Below are 22181 nucleotides of genomic sequence, written 5' to 3'. Positions count from 1 at the left end.
ATGCTGGCCGGCAAACCCACCAGCGGGCTCAACAGCGGCCGGTCGATCCAAGGCCGCGGACCGGGTCCGGCCGGCGCCGGGCTTCTGACGCTGCGGGCCGGCCGTGGGGGCGGGGAGGAACATGCCAATCCCAACAACGGCAGCATCCTGCTTCTGCTGTCGCTGTTCCTGCTGCTGCTGGTCTTCTTCATCGTGCTGAACGCCCATTCGGTGCAGACCGTGCAGAAGGTGAAGGCGGTCGCCGCCTCGCTGGAGCGGACCTTCCCGAGCTTCGTCATCGATCCGCGCCTGCGCGATGGGACGGAGCCGGTGGCCTCGCGCGCCGGGACCGTCTTTGCGGTGCAGCGGCTAGACGGCGTCGGCACGCTGTTCGCCACCGAGATTGCGGTCGCGAAGGTGGAGGTGGTCGCTCCCGGCCAGCTGTTGGAGGTGCGTCTGCCCGCCGACGACCTGTTCGTCCCCGGCACCATGATACTTCGGCCGGACCGCCAGGGCCTGATCGACCGCATCGCCGACGCGCTGCGCCAGTCGCGCCAGGGCGAGCGGGTGGAACTGGACGCGCTGTTGGGCATCGGCCCGACGGGAACGCCCAGCCAGCCGCCGGGGCCGGTCGCGCGCGCCGGGGCCTTCGCCCGTGCGCTGATCGCCGACGGCGCACCGGCCCGCAACGTCACCGTCGGCATCGAGCGGGGCGAGCCGGGTGGTGTGCGTCTGCTGTTCTCCCTGCGCTGGGACGAGGATGGGGCGGCCAGGGGCAGGCCGGAGGTGCGGAAATGATCCGCGTTCCCAACATATCCGGCAAGTCGGGAGCCGAGGATCGCGGCGGTCAGCGCAAGACTCTGTGGCTGATCAGCTTCACGGACCTGATCTCCTTGATGCTCGCCTTCTTCGTTCTGATGTATTCGATGAGCGAGCCGGAGGCCGAACGCTGGACCCGTCTGGCGAAGGGCGTGGCGGAATCGATCCCGGCCGCGCGGTCCACCGCCGCCGCACCGTCCGACCGGCCGGCCGATCCGTCGGCAGCCTTCAATGTGCAGACGGTGGAGCAGCGCGCGGCCATCGACCTGCATTATCTGGCGGCCCTGCTGGGCAGCCAGCTGCGGTCGAACGCCGAGTTGTCGGTCGTCGATGTCCGGCGCGAGGACGACCGCGTCGTCATCCGCCTGCCGGGGGAACGGATGTTCGATCCGACCGGCGCCGCCTTTACCGAGGAGGGGCGGCGGGTGCTGTTCCTGCTGGGCGCCGTCATCGGCCGCATCGGCAACCGGATCGAGCTGGTCGGCCATGCGGAGCGCGAGGATCCGGCCGGTGGTGTGGCCTGGGAACGGGCGCTGACCAGGGCGGTCGCCGTCTCCGCCGCGTTGCGGGAAACCGGCTATCGCCGCGATCTGGTGGCGCGGGCAGTGATGATGCCGGCCGAAGGGGCTGGCGGCGGACGCCTGCCGGTGGATATCGTGGTGCGAGAAGAAGGAGCGGATTGAGGTGACTGACCGGTCGGCATATCGGAGAAAGCGCTGGCTGCGCGGCTGTGCCGCCGCGGTGGCGCTGTTGGCCGTGCCGGTCCTGCTGTCCCCTCTGCCGTCCGATGCCGCCACCGTGCCGGTGCGCGGCGGCACCCACAAGGAATTCGGGCGGCTGGTCTTCGACTGGCCGGGCAAGGTGGACTACACCGCGTCGGTGGAGGGCGACCGGCTGGTCGTCGCCTTCACCGAGCCGATCGACGCGCAGCTGGATCGTCTGGTTCGGGCACTGCCGGATTATCTGGCCGGCGGCCGGGTGGAGCCGGACGGCAAGACGGTCTCCTTCGACCTGAAACGTCCGATCTCGCTGAAGAGCTTCCGCAACGGCAACGCCGTCGCCATCGACCTGTCTCCGGCTGGGGCCCAATCCGTTGCGGCAGGTTCCACTGCGACGGCATCGGCAACGACGGAACCCGCGAAGGCGGAGCCCGCCAAGCCGGTGCCGTCCGCCGGCCGGGTTCGGGTGCGGGCTGCGGACCAGCCGGACCAGAGCCGGCTGACCTTCGACTGGCCGTCGCCGGTCGGTTATTCGGTCAAGCGCGACGGGGCGGCCGTGACCGTCTCCTTCGACAAGGGCGGCAGCGCCGACCTGTCGGCAGTGGCCAAGGCGAAGCTGCGCAACATCCAGAACGTGGAGTCCTTCCGCCAGCCGGACGGCTCGCTGGCCATCACCCTGGTCGTGCCGCAGGATGCCGAGGTGAGCGACAGCGCACAGGGCAAATCCGTGATTCTGTCCGTCGGCAACCCCGGATCGCGTGCCGGGCTGCCGAAGACCGAAGCCGCGCCCCCGGTCGCCGGATCGCAAGTGACGATGCCGCCGCAGGGGGGCCAGGGGAGCAGTCAGGCGCCGGCCACCGACGGACCGATCATGGCGTCGACGACGACCAGCCGCTCCGCCACTGCCGCCAATGCGGCGACCGCGACACCGGCTGCCGCACCGGCCGCTGCTGCCCAGCCGGCTCCTACGGTTGAAGCCAAGGCGGCACCCGCGACGCCCGCCGATGCGAAGGCGCAGCCGGCGGCCGGACCCAAGGGGCCGGTTCTGACCTTCGACACCGGCGGACCGTCGTCGATCGCAGTCTATCCGCGGGCCGGCCAACTCTACGTCGTGTTCGACCGGCCCATGCCCATCGGCGCCGGCAAGCTCAGCGGTCCCGGATCCGAGCTGATGGGCGCGGTGGAGCCGGTGCCGGCGACCGGCGGCAGCGTGTTCCGCACCAAGATCGGTCCGATGGTCTGGCCGACGGTGGAGCGGCAGGGCACCAGCTGGCGCATCCTGTCCTCCGGCCGTCCCGCCAACATCGGTAGCGCCGGCGACCTGCGGGTGGAACCCGATCCCGATTTCCTGCTGGGCGCCCGGCTGCTGGTTCGCGCCCCGGACGCCGCCAACGTCGTCCAGTTCGCCGATCCCGACGTCGGCGACCGCATCCAGGTGGTGCCGCTGCCCAGCCCGGGGCGCGGCCTGCCCGAGCCCCACCGCTATCCGGATCTGGAGGTCATGCCCTCCTACCAGGGCGTTGTGGTGCGGCCGATCTCCGACAATGTGACGGTTCGCGCGATCAAGGAGGGGGTGGAACTGACCACCGCCGGCGGCCTGCACCTGTCGCCGGCTGCCGATGCCGGCAATCCGGCCGTGGCACCGACACCCGGCGCCATGCCCGCCCCGGCACAGCAGACGGCACCGCAGCCGGTGCCGGCGCAGCTTGCCGCCGCCCCGCAGCCCGTTCCGCCGACCGGCGGCGCGTCGTCCATGGAGCCGCCGAAGGCGCAGCCGGCCCAGGCACAGGCCCAGGCGCAGGGTCGCCGCCTGTTCAACCTGCCGGCCTGGAAGCACGGCGACCTCGACAATTTCACCCAGGCGCGCCAGGATCTCCAGCTCGCCGTCGTCAACGCTCCGGAGTCGGAGCGGGCGAAGGCGCAGCTCGACCTCGCACGCTTCTATTTCGCCAACGGTTTCGGTCAGGAGACGCTGGGCCTGCTGGATGTTCTGCAGCAGAATCAGCCGGACCTGGAAGGCTGGCCGGAATTCCGCGCGCTGCGCGGGGCGGCCCGCGTGCTGGCCGGCGATCTGGAGGGCGGCGAGGCCGACCTCTCGATTCCGTCGCTGGCCAACAACCCGGAAGCCAACCTGTGGCGTGCCGCCATCGCCGCCGACCGGCGCGACTGGCCGAAGGCGATGGCCGGTTTCAAGGCGTCGGGTCAGATCCTGAACGGCTATCCGGAACCGATGATCGGCAAGCTCGGCCTGCGTGCGGCGGAGGCGGCGTTGGAGACGCGCGATACCGCCACCGCCAAGCGGCTGTTCGACCGCGTGATCGAACACAGCGGCCCGGAGCAGGAGGAGAACCCGCAGACACAGTACCTGCGCGGCCTGCTCTATGCCCAGACCGGCGAGACCGATCAGGCGCGCCAGCAGCTGACCGCCGCCTTCAATAGCTACGACCGCTTCTATCGCGCCAAGGCCGGGCTGGCGCTGACCAACCTGGAGCTTTCCGAAGGCAAGATGTCGCCGACTGCGGCGGCGGAGCAGCTGGCCGGCCTGACCTTCACCTGGCGCGGCGACGACCTGGAGATGCAGATCCGCTCGCGCATGGGCGAGGTGCTGATTGCCGGCGGCGAATATGCCAAGGGCTTCAACACAATGAAGGAAACGGCGGCACTGGTCGCGGACACGCCGCGGGCGGAGGCGATCACCAGGGAGATGTCGCGCATCTTCGCCGACCTGTTCAAGGACGGTGCACAGCGCTTGCCGACGCTGGACGCGCTGCAGCTCTACGACCAGTTCCGCGAATTGACCCCGGTGGGCGAGGCCGGCGACGAGATCATCCGGCAGTTGGCGGAGCGGCTGATCTCCATCGACCTGCTGAACCGGGCCGCCGACCTGCTGCAGCATCAGGTGGAATTCCGCCTGTCCGGCCTGGACAAGGCGCGGATCGGCACGCGTCTCGCCTCCGTCCGTCTGCTCGACAACAAGCCGGAAGAAGCACTGAAGGCGCTGGAACTGTCGAACATTGCCGGTCTGCCGGCCGATTTGGCGGCCGAACGGCGGCTGATGCAGGCCAAGGCGCTGGCGGAACTCAATCGCGGCGACGAAGCCATGCAACTGCTGGCGCAGGATGACAGCGGCAACGCCAACCTGCTGCGCGTCGACATCGCCTGGAAGGGCCAGAAGTGGGATGCCGCGGCGCTGGCGCTGAACAAGGTGATCGGACCGCCGCCTGCGCCCGGAAAGCCGCTGGATCCCAACATGTCGCAGCTGGTGCTGAACCGGGCGGTCGCGCTGGCTCTGGCCGGCGACGGCAACGGGTTGAACCTGCTGAAGAAGGATTTCGAAGGGTCGATGAAGGGCGGGCCGAACGAGGACGCCTTCCGCATCCTGACCCGCCCCGAACAGGCGATGGGCCTGATCGACGTGGGGACCATCCGCTCCCGCGTGGCGGAAGTGGATATGTTCAAGAAGTTCCTGAAGGAATATCGCGGCGGCAAGCAGGCGGCGGACAAGCCGACCTCCTGATAGACGTCCTGACAGGGTCCTGAGGCGGCGAGACGCACCCTGCGGGGGGAACGGACCCGTCCCGCCGCCCCTTCCGCGCCGTTACTTCGGCAGCAGAACCTTGTCGATGACGTGGACCACGCCGTTCGACTGCTGGACATCGGCGATGGTGACGCGGGCCATGTTGCCGGAGGCGTCGGCGACCATTACGGCATCGCCGGTCTGGGTGAAGGTCAGCGGCATGCCTTCCACCGTCTTCAGCATCGCCTTGCCGTTACCCTTCTTGATGTCGGCCACGAGGTCCTTGGCGTCCAGCTTGCCGGGGACGACGTGATAGGTCAGCACCTTGGTCAGCTGGCCCTTGTTCTCCGGCTTCAGCAGCGTGTCGACGGTGCCCGCGGGCAAGGCCGCGAAGGCCTCGTTGGTGGGAGCGAAGACGGTGAAGGGACCCTTGCCGTTCAGCGTGTCGACCAGCCCGGCGGCCTTCACGGCAGCGACCAGCGTGGTGTGGTCCTTCGACTGGGACGCGTTCTCCACGATTGTCTTGTTGGGGTACATCGGCGCGCCGCCGACCATCTTCTCCATGGCGGCATTGGCGCAACCGGCAAAAAGAAGGGTGGCGATCGCCACGGTGGCAACCTTCTTCATAGCATTCCCTCTTATTGGTGAAGGTCCGCTTCCCGCGGACACACCACCGTTACGGGGAAGGCTTCCGGGCAGATCACAGGAATTTGCCGACGGGGCGTCGATTTTCTTTGGTCGATAGAGGTAAGTCTTTCGGGTTGCTGTCGCCCCCTGTTCAGCGAGCAGGACAGGGGGCAGACCGCCTTGCCGGCCCTACAGCTGCACCTGGGTGCCCAACTCCACCACGCGGTTGGGCGGCAGCTTGAAGAAGTCGGTGGCGCTGACCGATGTGCGGGACATCACCACGAACAGCTTCTCGCGCCACAGCGCCATCTGCGAGTTCATCTGCGGGATCAGCGTCTCGCGGCCGAGGAAGAAGGAGGTCGCCATCACGTCGAACTCCAGCCCGAACGCCTTGCACAGCCGCAGCGCCTTCGGGATGTTCGGTTCCTGCGAGAAGCCGTAGCGCACTGTGATGCGGTAGAAGCCCTCGGCCAACCCCTCCACCACCACGCGGTCCTTGGCGGGAACGCGGGGCACGTCCTCCACCACCACGGTGACGAAGACGACGCGCTCGTGCAGGACCTGATTGTGCTTCAGGTTGTGCAGCAGCGCGATCGGCACGGTGTTGGAACTGGAGGTCATGAAGACCGCCGTGCCCTTCACCCGAAGGATGTCGGAGGACTTCGCCTGCCGCTTGATGAAGGCGTCGAGCGGCAGCGATTCCTCGGCCAGCCGCATGGTCAGGACGGCCCGGCCGCGACGCCAGGTGGCCATCAGGCCGAGCGTAAGGACGGCGATCACCAGAGGCACCCAGCCGCCATGGGGGATCTTCACCGCATTGGCGGCGAAGAAGGAGATCTCGATCGTCAGGAACACCGCCCCGACACCGAGGCAGAGCGGCAGGCTCCAGTTCCAGCGGCGCCGCGCCACCACGAGGAACAGGGTGGTGGTGATGATCATGTCGCCGGTCACCGCGATGCCATAGGCCGCCGCCAGCCGGCTGGAGGACTGGAACAGCACCACCAGCCCCAGCACCGCGGCCAGCAGGCCCCAATTGGCACGGGGGATGTAGATCTGCCCTTCCTCCTCGTTGGAGGTGTGGCGAATGTCCAACCGCGGGCAGAGGCCCAGCTGCACCGCCTGCCGGGTCAGGGAGAAGACGCCGGAGATGACAGCCTGGCTGGCGATGACGGTGGCGGCCGTGGACAGGCCGATCAGGGGATACAGCCCCCATTCCGGCGCCAGCAGATAGAAGGGACTGCGCACCGCCGACGGATCGCTCAGCAGAAGGGCGCATTGACCGAGATAATTCAGCAGGAGCGCCGGCAGCACCACGGCCAGCCAGGCCACCTGGATCGGGCGGCGGCCGAAATGGCCCATGTCGGCATAGAGCGCCTCGCCGCCGGTCACCGCCAGCACCACGGCGCCCAGCACCAGGAAGCCGGCCACGCCGTGGTTGGCGAAGAATGACAGAGCGTAGAGCGGGTTGAAGGCGACCAGGACGCCCGGCTGCTGGACCACCTCGACCAGCCCGAGGATGCCGAGCGTCGAGAACCACGCCAGCATGATCGGGCCGAACAGCGCGCCGACGCGCGAGGTGCCGTGGCTTTGGATGGCGAACAGGGCAATCAGGATGGCGACCGTCAGCGGCACCACGACCGACTCCAGCGCCGGCTCCGCCACCTCCAGGCCTTCGACCGCGGACAACACGGACATCGCCGGGGTGATCATGCCGTCGCCGTAGAACAGCGCGGCTCCGAACAGGCCCAGTGCGGTCAGCAGGGTCAGACGGCCCGACGCATCCGGCCGCGTCTTCGACGCCAGCGCCAGCAGGGACAGGATGCCGCCCTCGCCCTTGTTGTCGGCCCGCATGACGAAGCCCACATACTTCACGGTGACGACCATCACCAGGGCCCAGAACACCAGCGACATGATGCCGAGGATGTTGTCGGGGGTCAGTGCCAGCCCGTGCTCGCCGCCGAAGCATTCGCGTAGCGTGTAGAGCGGGCTGGTGCCGATGTCGCCGAAAACGACCCCGAGCGCGCCCAGGGTCAGCGTCGCGAGCTTGCCGGTGTCTGGCGGCGCGGCCTTCAAAGCGGTGTCAGTCATGCAGTGGTTGCGGTCCGAGGTTGGTCCGTCGTTGCGATGGCGCCCGGTGCGACGGTGACGGCACCGACTGTCGAACCCCGGTCCGGCGATCGCGACAGGTCGGAGCCATCCGGCGGTCCGGCCTCCTTGCCGGTCCCCCGCCTGCGCTCACCGGCTTCCTCATACGCGTTTACGGCGGCGGACGCCAGCGCGCGCTTGCGCGGCGAAGCCCAAGCGCGGGGGATGCGACGAAGTGCGCAGGGTAGTTCTCGCTCCGCGTGTGTCTTTCGCCCGGGATCCTTCCTCAGAGCGTGCCGAAGCTGCGCGCCAGCGACCCAGCTATCAGGTACCATCCGTCGACCAGCACGAAGAAGATGATCTTGAACGGGATGGCGACCATGGTCGGCGGCAGCATCATCATGCCCATCGACATCAGGATCGACGACACCACCATGTCGATGATCAGGAAGGGCAGGAACAGCAGGAAGCCGATCTCGAACCCGCGCTTGATCTCCGAGATCATGAAGGCTGGGACCAGGACGTGCAGCGGCATGTCGGACGGCTCCGGCACCGACTGGATGCGCGCCATGTCCATGAACAGGCGCAGATCCTTCTCGCTGGTGTGGTTCAGCATGAACTCGCGGAGCGGCGCCACCGTGCGGCGGAACGCCTCCATCTCGTCGATTTCCTGGTTGATCAGCGGCTGGATGCCCTGGGTGTAGCTGCGCTCGAACACCGGGGCCATCACGAAGAAGGTCAGGAACAGGGCCAGCGACATCATAACCGTGGTCGGCGGCACCTGCTGCACGCCCAGCGCGTTGCGCAGGAAGGACAGCACGATGACGATGCGGGTGAAGGCCGTCATCATGATCAGGATCGACGGCGCCAGCGACAGCACCGTGATCAGCGCCACCATCTGGACGATGCGGCCGGTGGCGGTGCCGCCGGCATCGCCCAGGTCGAAGGTCAGGCTCTGCGCCAGCGCCGGCCCGGCGCTGAGGCCGGTGAACACACCGACGGCCAGCGCCAGCAGAAGCGCGGCGGCCAGCGGCTTCCAACAGCCCGCGAGGCGACGGAGGAGGAGCGGCCTCATTGCGGCTGGCTCCCCGCCGCGACTGCGGCGGCGGGCGGAGCGGCAGGGGCTTTTTCGTCCGACTTGGCCAACGCGCTGTCGAAGCCGCCGGCCGGTGCGCTGTCGACCAGCAGGTCGCCGTTGGCGCTCAGCAGGATCAGATGTTCGCGGTCATCGCGGCGGATCAGGATCAGCCGCCGCTTGGCGTCGATCGGCAGCGCCTCCACCACGCTCAGCCGGCGCTGGCGTGCGCGGCCGCGCACGGTGCCGCCGGCCATGCCGACGCGGCGCATCACCCAGGCGACGACCATGATCAGCGCCACCACGAAGAAAAGCGCCATCAGGAAACGGATATACTGGTCGAGATCCATGGAAGCGGCGGGCTTTCTCTAATCAGGGCAGTTCGTCTGTGCGGGCGGGGCCGGTACGCCCATAGGCGGCGGCGGCGCGCTGTCGGGCGGTGTGCGGATCGTCGCGCCCCGCCAGTGCGGCGGCGATGGACTGCTCGCGGTTGGCCTGCTGGTCGGCCAGCGATGCCGCCAGAGGATCCAGGGCGGCAACGAGGTCGCCGAGCGGGCCGAGCAATGCCCGCGCCTCGTCGTGCGGCATCCCCTCCGCCTCGGCGCAGAGGCGGGCGACGCTGTCCTCCAGCCCGGCAAGGTCGATCAGGGCGCCGGCCTCCGCCTCCGCCCGCGCCTCTTCCAGGGCCGCACCGAGGGATGCCGCCCGTTCCATGAGTTCGGCCAAGGAGCAGGCACCCCGAGGGGGGCGGGGAGGGGATGGCGGACGGGTCACGGCGTGTCCTCCATATGCGTGGCGGCCATGGGCTTGGCAGGCTCTTCCGGTTGCGGTTCCGGCGGCAGGGTGCCGTTCGCGCGGTAGACATAGGCAAGGACTTCGGCCACGGCGGCTATGGCCTCCACCGGGATATCGCTGTCGACCTCGATCGCCGACAGGATCTCCACCAGATCGGCATCCTCGCGCACCTTGACGCCGTTGGCGAAGGCGACCTCCAGGATCTGCTCCGCTACCGTTCCCTTGCCGGTGGCGACGATCCGCGGCAGGGTCTGGGTCCCCAGTTCGTATTTCAGCGCGACGGCGACCGGACGCCGCGCAGGCATGGGCCCGGACGGGTGCGGGGACGTACCGGCCGGCTTGGATGCGGGGGAGCGGGGCTGCGCGGACAAAAGGCGGCCTTTTCAAGGGGTCCTTCCTGGCCCGCATCCTGGACCGGTAGGCTTAACGAACTGTAAAGGCGGTCTGCCGGTGCGACTCGCGATTGCCGGGATTCATCCTTCGTTAACGCAAACGGGCGACCATCGGGAGTGCGGCCTTCCAATGGCTATTCTGCCGAAGGTTTGGGCCGGAGGTTTGGCGTCGGTCGGCGTGACCGGAGGCATCAAGGACGGGATCAGGGCCATGGACCTCGGAAATCTCGGCATCTTCAAGCTGATGTCGCGCAAGATGGACTGGCTGACCCAGCGTCAGGAAGTCATCTCGCAGAACATCGCCAATGCCAACACGCCCGAGTACAAGAGCCGCGACCTGAAGCCCTTCAGCTTCCGCGACGCGCTGAGCGACAACCGGCGGCTGACCCCGGCGGCGACGGATCCGTCCCATCTGGCCGGCACCCGCGGTCCCGGCGGTCTTGCCAAGGAACAGAAGGTGCGCGACCCGTACGAGACGGCGCCGGACGGAAACAACGTCGTCCTGGAAGACCAGATGATGCGGATGGGCCAGAACGCGATGGATTACCAGACCATCACCAACCTGTACAAAAAGCAGGTCACGATGATCAAGTCGGCGATCCGCTCCGGCGGCTGACCGGCCTTCGGGTTCGGGCCGGGTTCGGGCCGGGCGGGCATGTGGCTGCCGGCCGCAGGGTTTGCGGGCGTTTGAGGAGGCGGTGCGATGGATCTCTACAAGTCGATGGCGGTATCCGCCTCGGGCCTGAAGGCGCAGGGCACGCGCCTGAAGGTCATTTCGGAGAATCTGGCCAACGCCAACACCACGGCGGAAACGCCGGGCGATCTGCCCTATCGCCGCAAGACGGTGATCTTCAAGAACGAGCTGGACCGGGCTATGGACGTGGACAAGGTCCGCGTCGCCAAGGTCGGCGTCGACAAGGGCGACTTCCAGCGCCGCTACGACCCGTCCCACCCGTCGGCCGACGCCGACGGTTATGTCCTGCTGCCCAACGTCAATTCGGTGGTCGAGGCGATGGACATGCGCGAGGCGCAGCGCAGCTACGAGGCGAACCTGTCCGCCATCGACACCGCGCGCCAGATGCTGACCCGCACCATCGACATCCTGCGCACCTGATTTCTCCCGCCCAGCCGCCCCATCTCCCCTGACCGACCGGAACCGCCGCCATGATCAATCCGCTGAACGCCGCCGCGGCCTACGCCACCACCGCCGCCAAGACGACCGGCCCCGGCCTTGCCGCGCGCGACGGCGCCTCTTTCGGCGATGTGCTGGAACAGGCGGCCAAGGAGAGCATCGGCACCTTGAAGAAGAGCGAGGACATGTCGGCGCTCGCCTCCGTCGGCAAGGCGGACCTGAACGATGTGGTCCAGGCCGTGACCAACGCCGAGGTGACGTTGCAGACCGTCACCGCCGTGCGCGACAAGGTCCTGAACGCCTATCAGGAAATCCTGCGCATGCCGATGTGACGGCCGGCCGTCCTTCACAACCGCATCGAAGCAGCCCGCACCGAAGCAACCATCGTCATGAGCGAGACCGAAGTCATCGAGCTTTGCCGCACCTCGATCGTCACCCTGGTGATCGTGTGCGGGCCGATTCTCATCATCATGATGCTTCTCGGAACCGTGATCTCGATCTTCCAGGCCGTCACGCAGATCAGCGAGCAGACCTTGGCCATGGTGCCGAAGGTGATGCTGGTCTTCGGGCTGAGCATCCTTCTGATGCCCTTCATGCTGAGCAAGCTGACCGAGTTCTTCGAGCATGAGGTCGCCGACCGCATCGTTGCCATCGGCGTCGGCGCCCACGACAATGGCGGCGCACCCTTCACGCCCGGCACCGGCATAACGCCGGCCCCGGCGCCGACCGCGGCCGCGGCGGGCGGATGAACGTTCTCCAGCAGCTTCTGGGCGAACAGATCTTCGTCTGGATGTTGGTCTTCCTGCGGGTCGGCACCGCCTTCAGCGTGATGCCGACCATCGGCGACGCCTTCATCACCCCCCGCACGCGTCTGCTGTTCGCGCTCGCGGTCAGCGTGCTGGTGGCGCCGGTGATCCGGCCGCAGTTGCCGCCGATGCCCGGCAGTCCTTTTCAGCTTCTGGTGCTGGCGGCGGGCGAAATGACGATCGGCATCTTCCTCGGCACCATCGCGCGGCTGCTGATGGGCACGCTGGAAGTCGCCGGAACCATCATCAGCCTGCAGAGCGGCCTGGCCAACGCCCAGATCTTCAACCCCGCGCTGGCCACTGCGGGCTCGCTGCCGGGCGCGCTGATGGGCTGGCTGGGGCTGCTCCTGCTGTTCGTGACCGACCTGCACCATCTGCTGATCATGGCGGTGGTCGACAGCTATGCCACCTTCACGCCGGGGGCGGCGATTCCGGTGGACGACATGGCCAACGTGATCGGGCAGCTGGTGTCGAAGACCTTCCTGCTTGGGGTGCAGATGTCGGCCCCCTTCCTGATCACCGGCATCCTGTTCGCGCTGGCGCTCGGCCTGCTCAACAAGCTGGCGCCGCAGGTGCAGGTGTTCCAGATCTTCACCTCCGTCCAGGTGCTGATGGGGCTGTTCCTGTTCGGGCTGACCCTGGGCGCCATGATGCTGTTCTGGCTGTCGCGGTTCGAATCCAGCTTCATCGAACTGCTGAAGCCTCTGTAGAGGGAGGACGCCGATGTCGGAAGATGCGGACGAGTCCTCCAAAACAGAGGACCCGACATCCAAGAAGCTCGACGAGGCCCACAAACAGGGCCAGTTCGCGATGACCCGCGAGGCCGCGAACTGGTTGATGGTCGCGGCGATGCTGGTCGTGCTGGTCGCCATCCTGCCCGGCACGATGAAGGGGATGGTCTTCCGCCTGAACTATTATTTCCAGAATCTGGATCAGTTCACGTTCGACCGCGCCGGGGTCGGGGCGCTGCTGTTCCGGGTGATGGCCGATGCCATGTGGGCCCTGTGGCTGCCGATCCTGCTGTTCGTGGTGGCCGGAGTGCTGTCCACCATCGGGCAGACCGGCTTTCACGTGTCCTGGACGCTGATCGCGCCAAAGTTCGAAAAGCTGAACCCGCTGCCCGGCCTGTTGAACCTGTTCAAGGCCAGTCAGGGCGTGGAACTGCTGAAGAGCATCGCCAAGCTGGCGGTGGTCGGCGGTGTGGCCTTCATGGCGCTGAAGCCGATGTTCGCGGGTGTCGAGACCTTCATCGGCATCGACATGTTCGCGATGCTGCTGCAGATCGACAGCCTTGCGCACCGCCTGCTGATCTGGGTGCTCGTGGTCTTGACCTTCATCGCCGCCGGAGACTTCCTGTGGCAGAAGACCCAGTTCGACAAAAAGATGAAGATGACGAAGCAGGAGGTGAAGGACGAGCACAAGCAGCAGGAAGGCGATCCCGTCGTCAAGGGCCGCATCCGCCAACTCCGCTTCGAACGCGCGCGCAAGCGCATGATGGCCGCGGTGCCCAACGCCGACGTGGTGGTCACCAACCCGACCCACTTCGCGGTGGCCCTGAAATACGATCCCAGCCAGATGGGCGCGCCGCTGGTGCTGGCGAAGGGCGTCGATCAGGTCGCCTTCAAGATTCGCGAGATCGCCGAATCGAACAATGTCCCGGTCATAGAAAACCCGCCTCTCGCCCGTGCGCTCTATGCCGCATGCGATATCGACGAGGAAGTTCCATCCGAGCACTATCGGGCGGTCGCCGAAGTCATTACCTATGTCTTCAAGCTGAAAGGGCGGTCGCTGCGCAACTGATGCGCGCCTGGAACGGTTGACGGCACCAGGTGGAACGACTGACCTTCGCGCGCAATGACATTGGGGGCTTGGGGTTCTGGTGCCTGGAGATCTGGTGGACGATTCGACTTCCCTTTCCGACACCTCGCGCAACGCAGCCAACCGCGCGGCACCGTCCGGCGGGCCCCTGATGCTGCTCCAGTACTGTCTGGCGCCGGCCGGGCTGCTGGTCTTGGCCGCCGGCCTTCTGCTGGACCGGGAAGAGATCGGATGGACGGGAGCGGTGCTGGCGGCAGCGGGCGTCGCCCTGCTGATCGGCCGCAGCATCGCCGTCGTCCGGCGGTCGGCGCGAATCGGCGCACTGCTGGGCGGGGCGCTGGAAGGCATGCCGGCGGGACAGCTGGTCTGCGACGGTGCCGATGATGTGGTCTTCGTCAATGCCGCCTTCCGCGAGCTTGCCGGCTGGCGCCGCGGCGAACGGCCGCTGGATGCGCTGGCACGCCAGTTCTCCGACGATCCCGACAGCGCGCGCGAGTTTCGCCGCCTGCGCGAACGGGTGCGGGCGGGGGCCGCGGCGTCCGCCGAACTGGCGATCCCGGCGCTGGACCACAATCCGCCGGAATGGCGCAAGGTGCAGGGCCAGCCGGTGCCCGGTTTCGCCGGCTCCGTCCACTGGCGGATCGAGGACATCACCGCCCGGCGCGAGTTGGAGCATGTGATGCTGCGCGAGCAGGCCAAGCTCGCCGATTTCATGGAACATGCGCCTGTCGGCTTCTTTTCCGTGGACCAGAACGGCCAGTTCCTGTTCGTCAACGCAACCCTGGCTCAATGGCTGGAGGCTTTTCCCGGCGATCTGACCGATGGGGAGGCATGCCTTCACGGCATTCTGGCCGCTCCGCCGCAGTCCGCGGCACCCTACGATCTGTTCGACCATGGCGGCGGCGAGCAACGCGGCGAACTGACCATGGTGGGGCTGCGCGGCCGCCGGTTCCAGGTGGCGGTGGCGCAGAGCGTTGTGCATGCCGACGACGGGACGATCCACACCCGGTCGGTGGTGCGCGATCTGTCGCCCGAACGGGAATGGCAGGAGGCTCTGCGCCTGTCGGAACAGCGGTTCCAACGCTTCTTCGAGGATGCGCCGATCGGCATCGCGCTGGTGGACGAGACCGGGCAACTGACCGAATGCAACGAGGCATTCCTGGCGCTGATCGGCAGCGAGGCCGGCAGCGTCATCAATCGCCCGATGGCCGACCTGATCGTCCCGGCGGAGCGCGAGGCGGTGACCGCCCGGCTGAAGTCTGTCCAGGGCGGCGCCGATCCGGCCCATCCGCTGGAGGTCCGGCTGTCCGGCGGCCGGGAACTGACGGCCCAGCTCTATGCCCGGCGCCTTGCCAACCCGGTGCGCACGGACGGGCGCGGCGAGGCCGAGAAGAATGGGCAGGCCGAGAAGAATGGGCTGGGCGTCGGCCTGATCCTGCACTTCATCGACATGACCGAGCGCAAGAGCCTGGAGGCCCAGTTCGCCCAGTCGCAGAAGATGCAGGCGGTCGGCCAGCTGGCCGGCGGCGTCGCCCATGACTTCAACAACCTGCTGACGGCGATGATCGGCTTCTGCGACCTGCTGCTGCTGCGGCACAAGCCGGGCGACCAGTCCTTCAGCGACATCATGCAGATCAAGCAGAACGCCAATCGCGCCGCCAACCTGGTGCGGCAGCTTCTGGCCTTCTCGCGCCAACAGACCCTGCAGCCGCGCGTCATCAACGTGACCGACGTGCTGGCGGAGTTGGCGAACCTGCTGCGCCGGCTGATCGGCGAGAACATCGAACTGAAGATGATCCACGGCCGCGACCTGGGACTGGTCAAGGTCGATCAAAACCAGCTGGAGCAGGTCATCATCAATCTGGTGGTCAATGCCCGCGACGCCATGGCAGGCGGCGGCAAGCTGACCATCAACACCACCAACAACGTCGTGACCCAGCCCGAACGGCGGGAGCACGAGACGGTGCCGCCCGGCAGCTACGTCTCCATCGAGGTGATCGACACCGGCTGCGGCATCGCGCGGGAGAATCTGCAGCGCATCTTCGAGCCCTTCTACACGACCAAGGAGGTCGGGTCGGGGACGGGGCTCGGCCTGTCGACCGTCTACGGCATCGTGCGGCAGACCGGGGGCTTCGTGCTGGTCGATTCGGCGGTGGGGGAGGGGACGACCTTCACCATCCTACTGCCCCACCATCAAGGCGAACTGCGCCCCGTCGATACGGCGGAGCCGCGTGAGCGCCGCGGCAGCGACCTGACCGGCACGGGCACCATCCTGCTGGTCGAGGACGAGGACGCGGTGCGCGTCTTCTCCGCCCGCGCCCTGCGCAACAAGGGCTATCAGGTGCTGGAGGCGAAGAACGGAGAGGCGGCGCTGCAGCAGATAGAGACAAACGGCGCGTCCATCGACCTGCTGATCACCGACGTGGTGATGCCCCAGATGGACGGCCCGACGCTGGCCCGCCATGTCCGCAAACTGCGACCGGAGATGCGGGTGATCTTCATCTCCGGCTATGCCGAGGACCGTCTGGGCGAGATCGACGGCGTCGAAGTCGCCCATTTCCTGCCCAAACCCTTCTCGCTGAAACAGTTGGCCTCCAAGGTGAAGGAGGTCATCCGCGACGCACGGTGAGAGACCTGAACCGCCACCAAGAACCGCCTTAAAGAGCCGCTTGGGCACCCCCGTAAGATAGGAACACACCGGCAACATCAGCCCTTGCAAATGAGAACGAAGAGAGTACATTCAGCTTCGTTGCAAGAGCGCCGACCGTGTGTTCTAAGAGAGGGGTACCGGGCATGTCGTCCGCACAGCTTCGTTTGGTCGAGAAGGATTCCATGGACAAGCAGAAGGCGCTCGATGCCGCCCTGAGCCAGATCGAACGCGCGTTCGGCAAGGGCTCGATCATGAAGCTCGGCGCCCGTGAGAACCTGGTCGAGACGGAGGTCATTTCCACCGGCTCCCTGGGTCTCGACATCGCGCTGGGCATCGGCGGCCTGCCGAAGGGCCGCATCATCGAAATCTACGGGCCGGAAAGCTCGGGCAAGACCACGCTGGCGCTGCACGCCATCGCCCAGGCCCAGAAGGCCGGCGGTACCTGCGCCTTCGTCGACGCCGAACACGCGCTCGATCCGTCCTATGCCCGCAAGCTGGGCGTCAACATCGACGAGCTGCTGATCTCCCAGCCGGATGCCGGCGAGCAGGCTCTGGAGATCGCCGACACGCTGGTGCGCTCCGGCGCCATCGACGTGCTGGTGGTCGACTCGGTCGCCGCGCTGGTGCCGCGCGCCGAACTGGAAGGCGAGATGGGCGACAGCCATGTCGGCCTGCACGCCCGCCTGATGAGCCAGGCGCTGCGCAAGCTGACCGGCTCGATCTCCAAGTCGAACTGCCTGGTGATCTTCATCAACCAGATCCGCCTGAAGATCGGCGTGATGTTCGGCAACCCGGAGACGACGACCGGCGGCAACGCGCTGAAGTTCTACGCCTCCGTGCGTCTCGACATCCGCCGCATCGGCGCGATCAAGGATCGCGACACCGTCGTCGGCAACCAGACCCGCGTCAAGGTGGTGAAGAACAAGATGGCCCCGCCGTTCCGCGTGGTCGAGTTCGACATCATGTACGGCGAGGGCGTGTCGAAGGTCGGCGAGCTGCTCGACCTCGGCATCCAGGCCGGTGTGGTCGACAAGTCGGGTGCGTGGTTCAGCTATGACGGCACCCGCATCGGCCAGGGCCGCGAGAATGCCAAGACCTACCTGCGCAACAACCCCGAGATGGCCGATGCGATCGAGGCCAAGATCCGCGGCAACGCCGGTCTGGTCGCCGACGCCATGATGGGCACCCCGGAAGCCGATGGCGAAGCCTCCACTCCGGAGTGACGACAGCGAATGTCGGATGAAAGGCCCCGCCTCCCGAAAAGGAGGCGGGGCCTTTTTGTTTAAGGCATGTCAGCTTGCGAGGGAGGGGGCCACCGCGACGCCCTACCGACGCAGATCCCTGTCCAGATTCGGCTCCGTCTGGTCGCCGCTCAGGCGGGTGCGATAGACCTGAACGGCTTCCAGAACGCGCTGGACATAGTTGCGGGTCTCGGAGATCGGGATCAGTTCGATCCAGTCGACCACGTCCACCGCTTCCGTCCGCGGGTCGCCATAGGTCTGCAGCCACTGGCGGACCCGGTTCGGTCCCGCGTTGTAGCCGGCGATCGCCAGCACCCACGAGCCGTTGAAGCGGTCGATCAGTTCCGACAGATAGGCCGAGCCCAGCGTGACGTTGTAGCCGGGGTCCGTGGTCAGCCGGGCTTGCGTGTGCTTCAGGCCCAGCTTGCCCGCCACCAGCTGCGCCGTGGCAGGCATCAGCTGCATCAGGCCGCGGGCACCGGCCGACGAGACGATGTTCGGGTTGAAGGTGCTCTCCTGCCGGATGATGCCGTGGACCAGCGCCAGTTCCGGCGCCGCCGGCCGGGCGTCGATCATCGGGTAGCCGGCATCGACCAGGAACACCTCGTTCTGGGCGGCGTCCTTGGCAGCGGCGACGGCGAGATCGCGGCGGCCGACCTCGCTCGCCAGCCGGGCGGCGAGAACATAGTCGGCGGGGGACTTTGCATCCAGGCTGATGCGGCGGACGAAGCTGCCCAGCCGCTCGTCGGTGCTGCCACTGATCTCCGCCAGCAGGCGGGCGACGCGCACCACCTCGCGCCGGTTGAAGGCGGAGGTGTCGGCGCTCGACACCGATGGCGGCGTCGGCAGGGTCACCGCCCCGTTGGAGACATGGCGGAAGGCCAGCTGGCCGTAGAAGGTGGTGGGGTAGGTCGCGGCCTTGGCGTACCAGTCGCGTGCCGGCTCCGTCTGTCCCAGCGCCTCCGCCGCCCGGCCGCACCAGTAGGCGCCGCGCGCCTTGCTGATGGGGGCCGATACGGAGCGGTAGAGCTTGTGGAAATGGGCGAAGGCCTCAGACGGCTTGTCGAGGAAGCGCAGGGCCATGAATCCAGACAGGAACTCCGCGTCGGCGAAGGCGCTGCCCTCGCTCATGCCATGGGTGCTGACCAGGCGGTAGGCAAGGTTGAAGTCGCCGCGCTCCATCGCCCGGCGGGCCAGCAGATGGCGCTCCGGCCACCAGGCCTGCGGACGGCCGAGGTCGGTGCCGGCCCGGGCCATGATCTCCAGCGCGCTGGCATCGTCGCCCTTGCGGCGCAGATAGCGGGCGCGGTCGAACATCAGGCCGGGATCGTCGCGCAGGGCGGGGGAAACCCGGGACAGCGCCGCGTCGGCGCCGGGGCTGTCGCCGTCCAGCGCGATGCGCGCCTCGATCAGCGTGTCGTAGGCCTCGTCGAAGAAGGGCAGCATCCGGCGCACCGGCGCGTCCTGCCTGGCCCAGAGCAGCCGGTCGATGCGCGCCTTGTGGTCCAGCGGGCGCAGATAGGGGGTGTAATGGGCGAGGAAGGTGGCCTCCTCATCCGGGGTGAAGGTGGCGTCGGCCCACTGCTTGCGGATCAGGCCGGTGGCGCGTTCCACGCTGCCGGTGGCGATCAGCGCGTCGGCATAGCGGACGAAGCCGTCGCTGGTCTGGGGCGGGGACTGGCGGAACCACTCCACCACCTCGGCCGGCGGGATGTCCGGCATCGCCAGTTCGGCCTGACGGCGCAGGGCCGCCATGTTGGGCCAGTCCGGATTCTCGCGGATGAAGGCCGTGATGTCGGAGAAGCTGCCGCCGCCGGGGTTGGCGAGCGCCATCCAGCGCAAAACCTTCGCCGGTAACGGGTCCTGGGCACGCGACGCCGTGGCCAGCGCCTCGGCCAGCCTGTCGCTATCGGCGAGCTTGAAAGCCTCGCGATAGATCGCGATGTCCTGCGCGCTCAGCGCTGCGGCGGGCAGGGCGCCGGGAATCGCGGCGAGAAGGGTGAGGAGACCCGCGAAAACAGCGGTCCGGGCGCTCTTGCCGAGGGCGGCGGGGAGGGATAATGTGCGCAACTCTTTTTTCCAGCTAAGCCGACTGAGGAGGCAGCCATGTTCCACGGTTCCATCGTCGCCCTTCTGACTCCGTTCAAGGGCGGGAAAGTGGACGAGAAGGCCTTCCAGTCCTTCGTGGAGTGGCAGGTCGCCCAAGGCACGCACGGTCTGGTGCCCTGCGGCACCACCGGCGAGTCGCCGACCCTGTCCCACGAGGAACACAACCGCGTCGTGGAGCTTTGCATCGAGGCGGCCGGCGGCAAGGTGCCGGTGATGGCCGGCACCGGTTCCAATTCGACCGACGAGGCGATCGCGCTGACCCGCCATGCCAAGCAGGCTGGCGCCCAGGCGGCGCTCGTGGTCACGCCCTACTACAACAAGCCGTCTCAAGAGGGTCTGTACCAGCATTTCAAGGCGATCCATGACGCGGCGGATTTGCCGATCTTCATTTACAACATTCCCGGCCGCAGTGTCGTGGATATGTCTGTGGCCACGATGGCGCGGCTTGCAAAGCTGCCCAACATCGTCGGCGTGAAGGACGCGACCGCCGATCTGTCCCGCCCGTCCCGCCTGCTGCAGGAGGTCGGCCCCGACTTCATCCAGCTGTCGGGCGAGGATGCCACGGCACTGGCCTTCAACGCGCAGGGCGGCGTGGGCTGCATCTCCGTCACCGCGAACGTCGCTCCGGCGCTGTGCTCCGCCATGCAGACCGCCTGGGCGAAGGGCGACCTGAAGGAGGCGTTCCGCCTGCGCGATGTGCTGTCGCCGCTGCACGACTCGATGTTCGTCGAGACCAGCCCGGCCCCGGTGAAGTTCGCCGCCAGCCTGCTGGGCCTCGGCAGCGACGAGGTGCGCCTGCCGCTGGTTTCGGCGTCGGAGACCGCCCGTGCCGCCGTGCGTGGAGCCATGACCAAAGCCGGCCTGTTGTCCTGAGAGACAGAACGGGCCGAATAGGAGAGAGACTTGGCGACGCGCGAGGAAGCGAAAAAATTTGCGGCGCAGAACCGCCGCGCGCGGTTCGACTTCTTCATCGACGACGTCCTCGAGGCCGGCATCATGCTGACCGGGTCCGAGGTGAAGTCGTTGCGGGGCGGTCGCGCCAGCGTGAACGAGGCCTATGCCGGCCTGAAGAGTGGGGAGCTGTACCTGTTCAACGCGTACATCCCCGAATATCTCCAGGCCGGTCGCGTCGATCAGCACGAGCCGAAGCGTCCGCGCAAGCTGCTGGTCCGCCGCCGCGAGTTGGACAAGCTCGCGGCCGGCATCAAGCAGAAGGGCGTCACGCTGGTGCCGATGTCCGTCTACTTCAACGACCGCGGCATCGCCAAGGTCGAGATCGGTCTCGCCACCGGCAAGAAGAAGCACGACAAGCGCCAGAACGAGAAGGAACGCAGCTGGCAGCGCGACAAGGCGCGGCTGATGCGGGACAAGGGTTGATCCGGTGGCACGTCTAGACAACCGGGCCACGGACCGCGATCAGACCGTCGCCGCCGTGGCCGCCGAAGCCCTGTCCGAAATCCGGCCGCAGGGCCGGATTCTCGTCGCCTTCGACAGCGATGGCGCCATCGCCGAGGTGCTCCGCGACGGCGGGGCGGAGGTGGTGGTGTGGAACCGGCTCGCTGTCGGCGGGCAGTCTGCGACGCCCTGGCCGGCCGAGGGGCCGTTCGACGGCGCCGTGCTGCGCCTGCCGCGTGGCTGGGCCGGCTTCGAGATGGCGCTGCATGCGCTGGCCTCGCGCCTCGCCCCCGGTGCGCCGCTGTGGATCGCCGGCGGCAACGACGAGGGTGTGACCAGCGCGCCGAAACATCTCGATGGGCTGGCGGAAGAGCCGGAAACCCTCATCATCAAGCGGCGCGCCCGGCTGCTGCTGACCCGCCGCACCGACGCGCCGGCCAAGGGGGCGCTGGAGGATTGGCGGCAGACCGTCACCCTGACACTGCCGGACCGGACACTGGAACTGGTGTCCTATCCCGGCCTGTTCGCCCGCGGCCATCTGGACGCCGGTACCGAATGCCTGCTGAAGGTATTGCCGGAGGTTGCCGCCGGCACCCGCGTGCTGGATTTCGGCTGCGGCGCCGGGGTGATCGCGCGGGCGGTGCGGGAACGCCAGCCGGATGCGCCGCTGACGCTGCTGGACATCGACGCGGTGGCGCTGCACGCCGCCCGCCAGAATGTGCCGGATGCCGAACTGGTGCTGAGCGACGGGCTGGCGGGGCTGGGCACCCGCGAGCGCTTCGGCCTGATCCTGTCCAACCCGCCGCTCCACCGCGGCAAGGACGAGGATTTCGGCATGCTCGACGCGCTGGTGGCGGGGACGAAGCAGTATCTGAAGCTGCGCGGCACGCTGGTGGCGGTGACCCAGCGAACGGCCGGCGTGGGCAAGCTGTTCAAGACCGCCTTCGGACACAGCGACATGCTGCTGGAGACCACGCAGTTCCAGGTGTGGTCGGGGACGCCGAAGTAGTTAGGTGTCGGCG

Annotated in this window: 21 protein-coding genes; 14 read left to right on the top strand and 7 right to left on the bottom strand. The window is 67.6% G+C overall.

Annotated elements, in window-relative coordinates:
* Genes ACWPKK_RS06425 through ACWPKK_RS06415 form a run of 3 tightly spaced genes read left to right on the top strand, consistent with a single transcriptional unit; the run spans nt 1 to nt 5034 of the window.
* The gene (locus ACWPKK_RS06425; RefSeq protein WP_452001970.1) at nt 1-777 is read left to right on the top strand and encodes a hypothetical protein; all 777 of its coding nucleotides are present in this window, start codon (nt 1-3) and stop codon (nt 775-777) included.
* Nucleotides 774-1481, top strand: coding sequence for an OmpA/MotB family protein (locus tag ACWPKK_RS06420; protein WP_452001967.1), 708 nt, complete (start codon nt 774-776; stop codon nt 1479-1481). Before ACWPKK_RS06425 ends, ACWPKK_RS06420 begins: the two co-directional genes overlap by 4 nt.
* Before the next feature lies 1 nt (nt 1482).
* Entirely contained in the window at nt 1483-5034 is a 3552-nt protein-coding gene (locus ACWPKK_RS06415; protein WP_452001964.1) for a tetratricopeptide repeat protein, read from the top strand.
* Nucleotides 5035-5115: 81 nt separating this feature from the next.
* Here ACWPKK_RS06415 and ACWPKK_RS06410 read toward each other — a convergent pair whose 3' ends face one another.
* From ACWPKK_RS06410 to ACWPKK_RS06385, 6 genes are all read right to left on the bottom strand, one after another.
* Complete coding sequence (locus ACWPKK_RS06410; RefSeq protein WP_452001961.1) at nt 5116-5661, bottom strand: fasciclin domain-containing protein; 546 nt, start codon at nt 5659-5661, stop codon at nt 5116-5118.
* A 189-nt stretch (nt 5662-5850) separates the two neighbouring features.
* On the bottom strand, nt 5851-7749 hold the full coding sequence (locus ACWPKK_RS06405; RefSeq protein WP_324871930.1) for a potassium transporter Kup: 1899 nt from the start codon (nt 7747-7749) through the stop codon (nt 5851-5853).
* Between the two features lie 283 nt (nt 7750-8032).
* On the bottom strand, nt 8033-8821 hold the full coding sequence (gene fliP / locus ACWPKK_RS06400; RefSeq protein ID WP_452001957.1) for a flagellar type III secretion system pore protein FliP: 789 nt from the start codon (nt 8819-8821) through the stop codon (nt 8033-8035).
* Complete coding sequence (locus ACWPKK_RS06395; protein WP_324870391.1) at nt 8818-9171, bottom strand: FliO/MopB family protein; 354 nt, start codon at nt 9169-9171, stop codon at nt 8818-8820. Before ACWPKK_RS06395 ends, fliP begins: the two co-directional genes overlap by 4 nt.
* Nucleotides 9172-9193: 22 nt before the next feature.
* On the bottom strand, nt 9194-9547 hold the full coding sequence (locus ACWPKK_RS06390) for a hypothetical protein (protein WP_452001953.1): 354 nt from the start codon (nt 9545-9547) through the stop codon (nt 9194-9196).
* Between the two features lie 44 nt (nt 9548-9591).
* Nucleotides 9592-9921: an EscU/YscU/HrcU family type III secretion system export apparatus switch protein gene (locus ACWPKK_RS06385; protein ID WP_452001950.1), complete on the bottom strand. Its 330-nt coding sequence runs from the start codon at nt 9919-9921 to the stop codon at nt 9592-9594.
* A 298-nt stretch (nt 9922-10219) separates the two neighbouring features.
* Between ACWPKK_RS06385 and flgB the strand changes: the two genes are divergently transcribed.
* The 8 genes from flgB (at nt 10220) to recA (ending at nt 17637) form a co-directional block, all read left to right on the top strand.
* On the top strand, nt 10220-10624 hold the full coding sequence (gene flgB / locus ACWPKK_RS06380; RefSeq protein ID WP_324870393.1) for a flagellar basal body rod protein FlgB: 405 nt from the start codon (nt 10220-10222) through the stop codon (nt 10622-10624).
* An 87-nt stretch (nt 10625-10711) separates the two neighbouring features.
* Nucleotides 10712-11122: a flagellar basal body rod protein FlgC gene (gene flgC, locus ACWPKK_RS06375; RefSeq protein WP_324870394.1), complete on the top strand. Its 411-nt coding sequence runs from the start codon at nt 10712-10714 to the stop codon at nt 11120-11122.
* Nucleotides 11123-11172: 50 nt separating this feature from the next.
* Nucleotides 11173-11472, top strand: a complete 300-nt coding sequence (fliE, locus tag ACWPKK_RS06370; RefSeq protein WP_324870395.1) for a flagellar hook-basal body complex protein FliE — start codon at nt 11173-11175, stop codon at nt 11470-11472.
* A gap of 57 nt (nt 11473-11529) precedes the next feature.
* A complete protein-coding gene (locus ACWPKK_RS06365; RefSeq protein WP_324870396.1) occupies nt 11530-11889 on the top strand; it encodes a flagellar biosynthetic protein FliQ in 360 nt (119 codons plus the stop codon).
* The gene (gene fliR / locus ACWPKK_RS06360; RefSeq protein WP_452001945.1) at nt 11886-12656 is read left to right on the top strand and encodes a flagellar biosynthetic protein FliR; all 771 of its coding nucleotides are present in this window, start codon (nt 11886-11888) and stop codon (nt 12654-12656) included. Before ACWPKK_RS06365 ends, fliR begins: the two co-directional genes overlap by 4 nt.
* Nucleotides 12657-12669: 13 nt before the next feature.
* Complete coding sequence (flhB, locus tag ACWPKK_RS06355; protein ID WP_452001942.1) at nt 12670-13746, top strand: flagellar biosynthesis protein FlhB; 1077 nt, start codon at nt 12670-12672, stop codon at nt 13744-13746.
* A gap of 94 nt (nt 13747-13840) precedes the next feature.
* On the top strand, nt 13841-16393 hold the full coding sequence (locus ACWPKK_RS06350) for an ATP-binding protein (RefSeq protein WP_452001939.1): 2553 nt from the start codon (nt 13841-13843) through the stop codon (nt 16391-16393).
* Between the two features lie 164 nt (nt 16394-16557).
* Nucleotides 16558-17637: a recombinase RecA gene (gene recA / locus ACWPKK_RS06345; protein ID WP_194914146.1), complete on the top strand. Its 1080-nt coding sequence runs from the start codon at nt 16558-16560 to the stop codon at nt 17635-17637.
* 102 nt (nt 17638-17739) lie between these two features.
* On the opposite strand, the gene ACWPKK_RS06340 is transcribed toward recA, so the two are convergent.
* Nucleotides 17740-19725 carry a lytic transglycosylase domain-containing protein gene (locus ACWPKK_RS06340; protein ID WP_452001934.1) on the bottom strand — a complete coding sequence of 662 codons (1986 nt, stop codon included), beginning with the start codon at nt 19723-19725 and terminating at the stop codon, nt 17740-17742.
* Between the two features lie 36 nt (nt 19726-19761).
* Here ACWPKK_RS06340 and dapA point away from each other — a divergent pair, with 36 nt between their 5' ends.
* Genes dapA through ACWPKK_RS06325 form a run of 3 tightly spaced genes read left to right on the top strand, consistent with a single transcriptional unit; the run spans nt 19762 to nt 22168 of the window.
* On the top strand, nt 19762-20637 hold the full coding sequence (dapA, locus tag ACWPKK_RS06335) for a 4-hydroxy-tetrahydrodipicolinate synthase (RefSeq protein ID WP_452001931.1): 876 nt from the start codon (nt 19762-19764) through the stop codon (nt 20635-20637).
* 30 nt (nt 20638-20667) lie between these two features.
* Nucleotides 20668-21141 (top strand): SsrA-binding protein SmpB, encoded by a 474-nt coding sequence (gene smpB / locus ACWPKK_RS06330; protein ID WP_295828811.1) that lies wholly within the window; start codon nt 20668-20670, stop codon nt 21139-21141.
* 4 nt (nt 21142-21145) lie between these two features.
* Nucleotides 21146-22168: a methyltransferase gene (locus ACWPKK_RS06325; protein WP_452001927.1), complete on the top strand. Its 1023-nt coding sequence runs from the start codon at nt 21146-21148 to the stop codon at nt 22166-22168.
* Nucleotides 22169-22181 lie beyond the last annotated feature (13 nt).

It is taken from the genome of Azospirillum largimobile (assembly GCF_977007025.2).
This window is presented reverse-complemented; position numbering and strand designations above follow the sequence as displayed.

Excerpts from the sequence above, each read along its gene's own strand:
- fliR (WP_452001945.1), top strand. The coding sequence starts at position 11,886 with ATGAACGTTCTCCAGCAGCTTCTGGGCGAACAGATCTTCGTCTGGATG.
- fliP (WP_452001957.1), bottom strand. The coding sequence starts at position 8,821 with ATGAGGCCGCTCCTCCTCCGTCGCCTCGCGGGCTGTTGGAAGCCGCTG.
- ACWPKK_RS06420 (WP_452001967.1), top strand. The coding sequence starts at position 774 with ATGATCCGCGTTCCCAACATATCCGGCAAGTCGGGAGCCGAGGATCGC.
- ACWPKK_RS06410 (WP_452001961.1), bottom strand. The coding sequence starts at position 5,661 with ATGAAGAAGGTTGCCACCGTGGCGATCGCCACCCTTCTTTTTGCCGGT.
- flgC (WP_324870394.1), top strand. The coding sequence starts at position 10,712 with ATGGATCTCTACAAGTCGATGGCGGTATCCGCCTCGGGCCTGAAGGCG.
- ACWPKK_RS06385 (WP_452001950.1), bottom strand. The coding sequence starts at position 9,921 with ATGCCTGCGCGGCGTCCGGTCGCCGTCGCGCTGAAATACGAACTGGGG.
- recA (WP_194914146.1), top strand. The coding sequence starts at position 16,558 with ATGTCGTCCGCACAGCTTCGTTTGGTCGAGAAGGATTCCATGGACAAG.
- flhB (WP_452001942.1), top strand. The coding sequence starts at position 12,670 with ATGTCGGAAGATGCGGACGAGTCCTCCAAAACAGAGGACCCGACATCC.
- flgB (WP_324870393.1), top strand. The coding sequence starts at position 10,220 with ATGGACCTCGGAAATCTCGGCATCTTCAAGCTGATGTCGCGCAAGATG.
- ACWPKK_RS06395 (WP_324870391.1), bottom strand. The coding sequence starts at position 9,171 with ATGGATCTCGACCAGTATATCCGTTTCCTGATGGCGCTTTTCTTCGTG.
- dapA (WP_452001931.1), top strand. The coding sequence starts at position 19,762 with ATGTTCCACGGTTCCATCGTCGCCCTTCTGACTCCGTTCAAGGGCGGG.
- ACWPKK_RS06425 (WP_452001970.1), top strand. The coding sequence starts at position 1 with ATGCTGGCCGGCAAACCCACCAGCGGGCTCAACAGCGGCCGGTCGATC.
- fliE (WP_324870395.1), top strand. The coding sequence starts at position 11,173 with ATGATCAATCCGCTGAACGCCGCCGCGGCCTACGCCACCACCGCCGCC.
- ACWPKK_RS06405 (WP_324871930.1), bottom strand. The coding sequence starts at position 7,749 with ATGACTGACACCGCTTTGAAGGCCGCGCCGCCAGACACCGGCAAGCTC.
- ACWPKK_RS06365 (WP_324870396.1), top strand. The coding sequence starts at position 11,530 with ATGAGCGAGACCGAAGTCATCGAGCTTTGCCGCACCTCGATCGTCACC.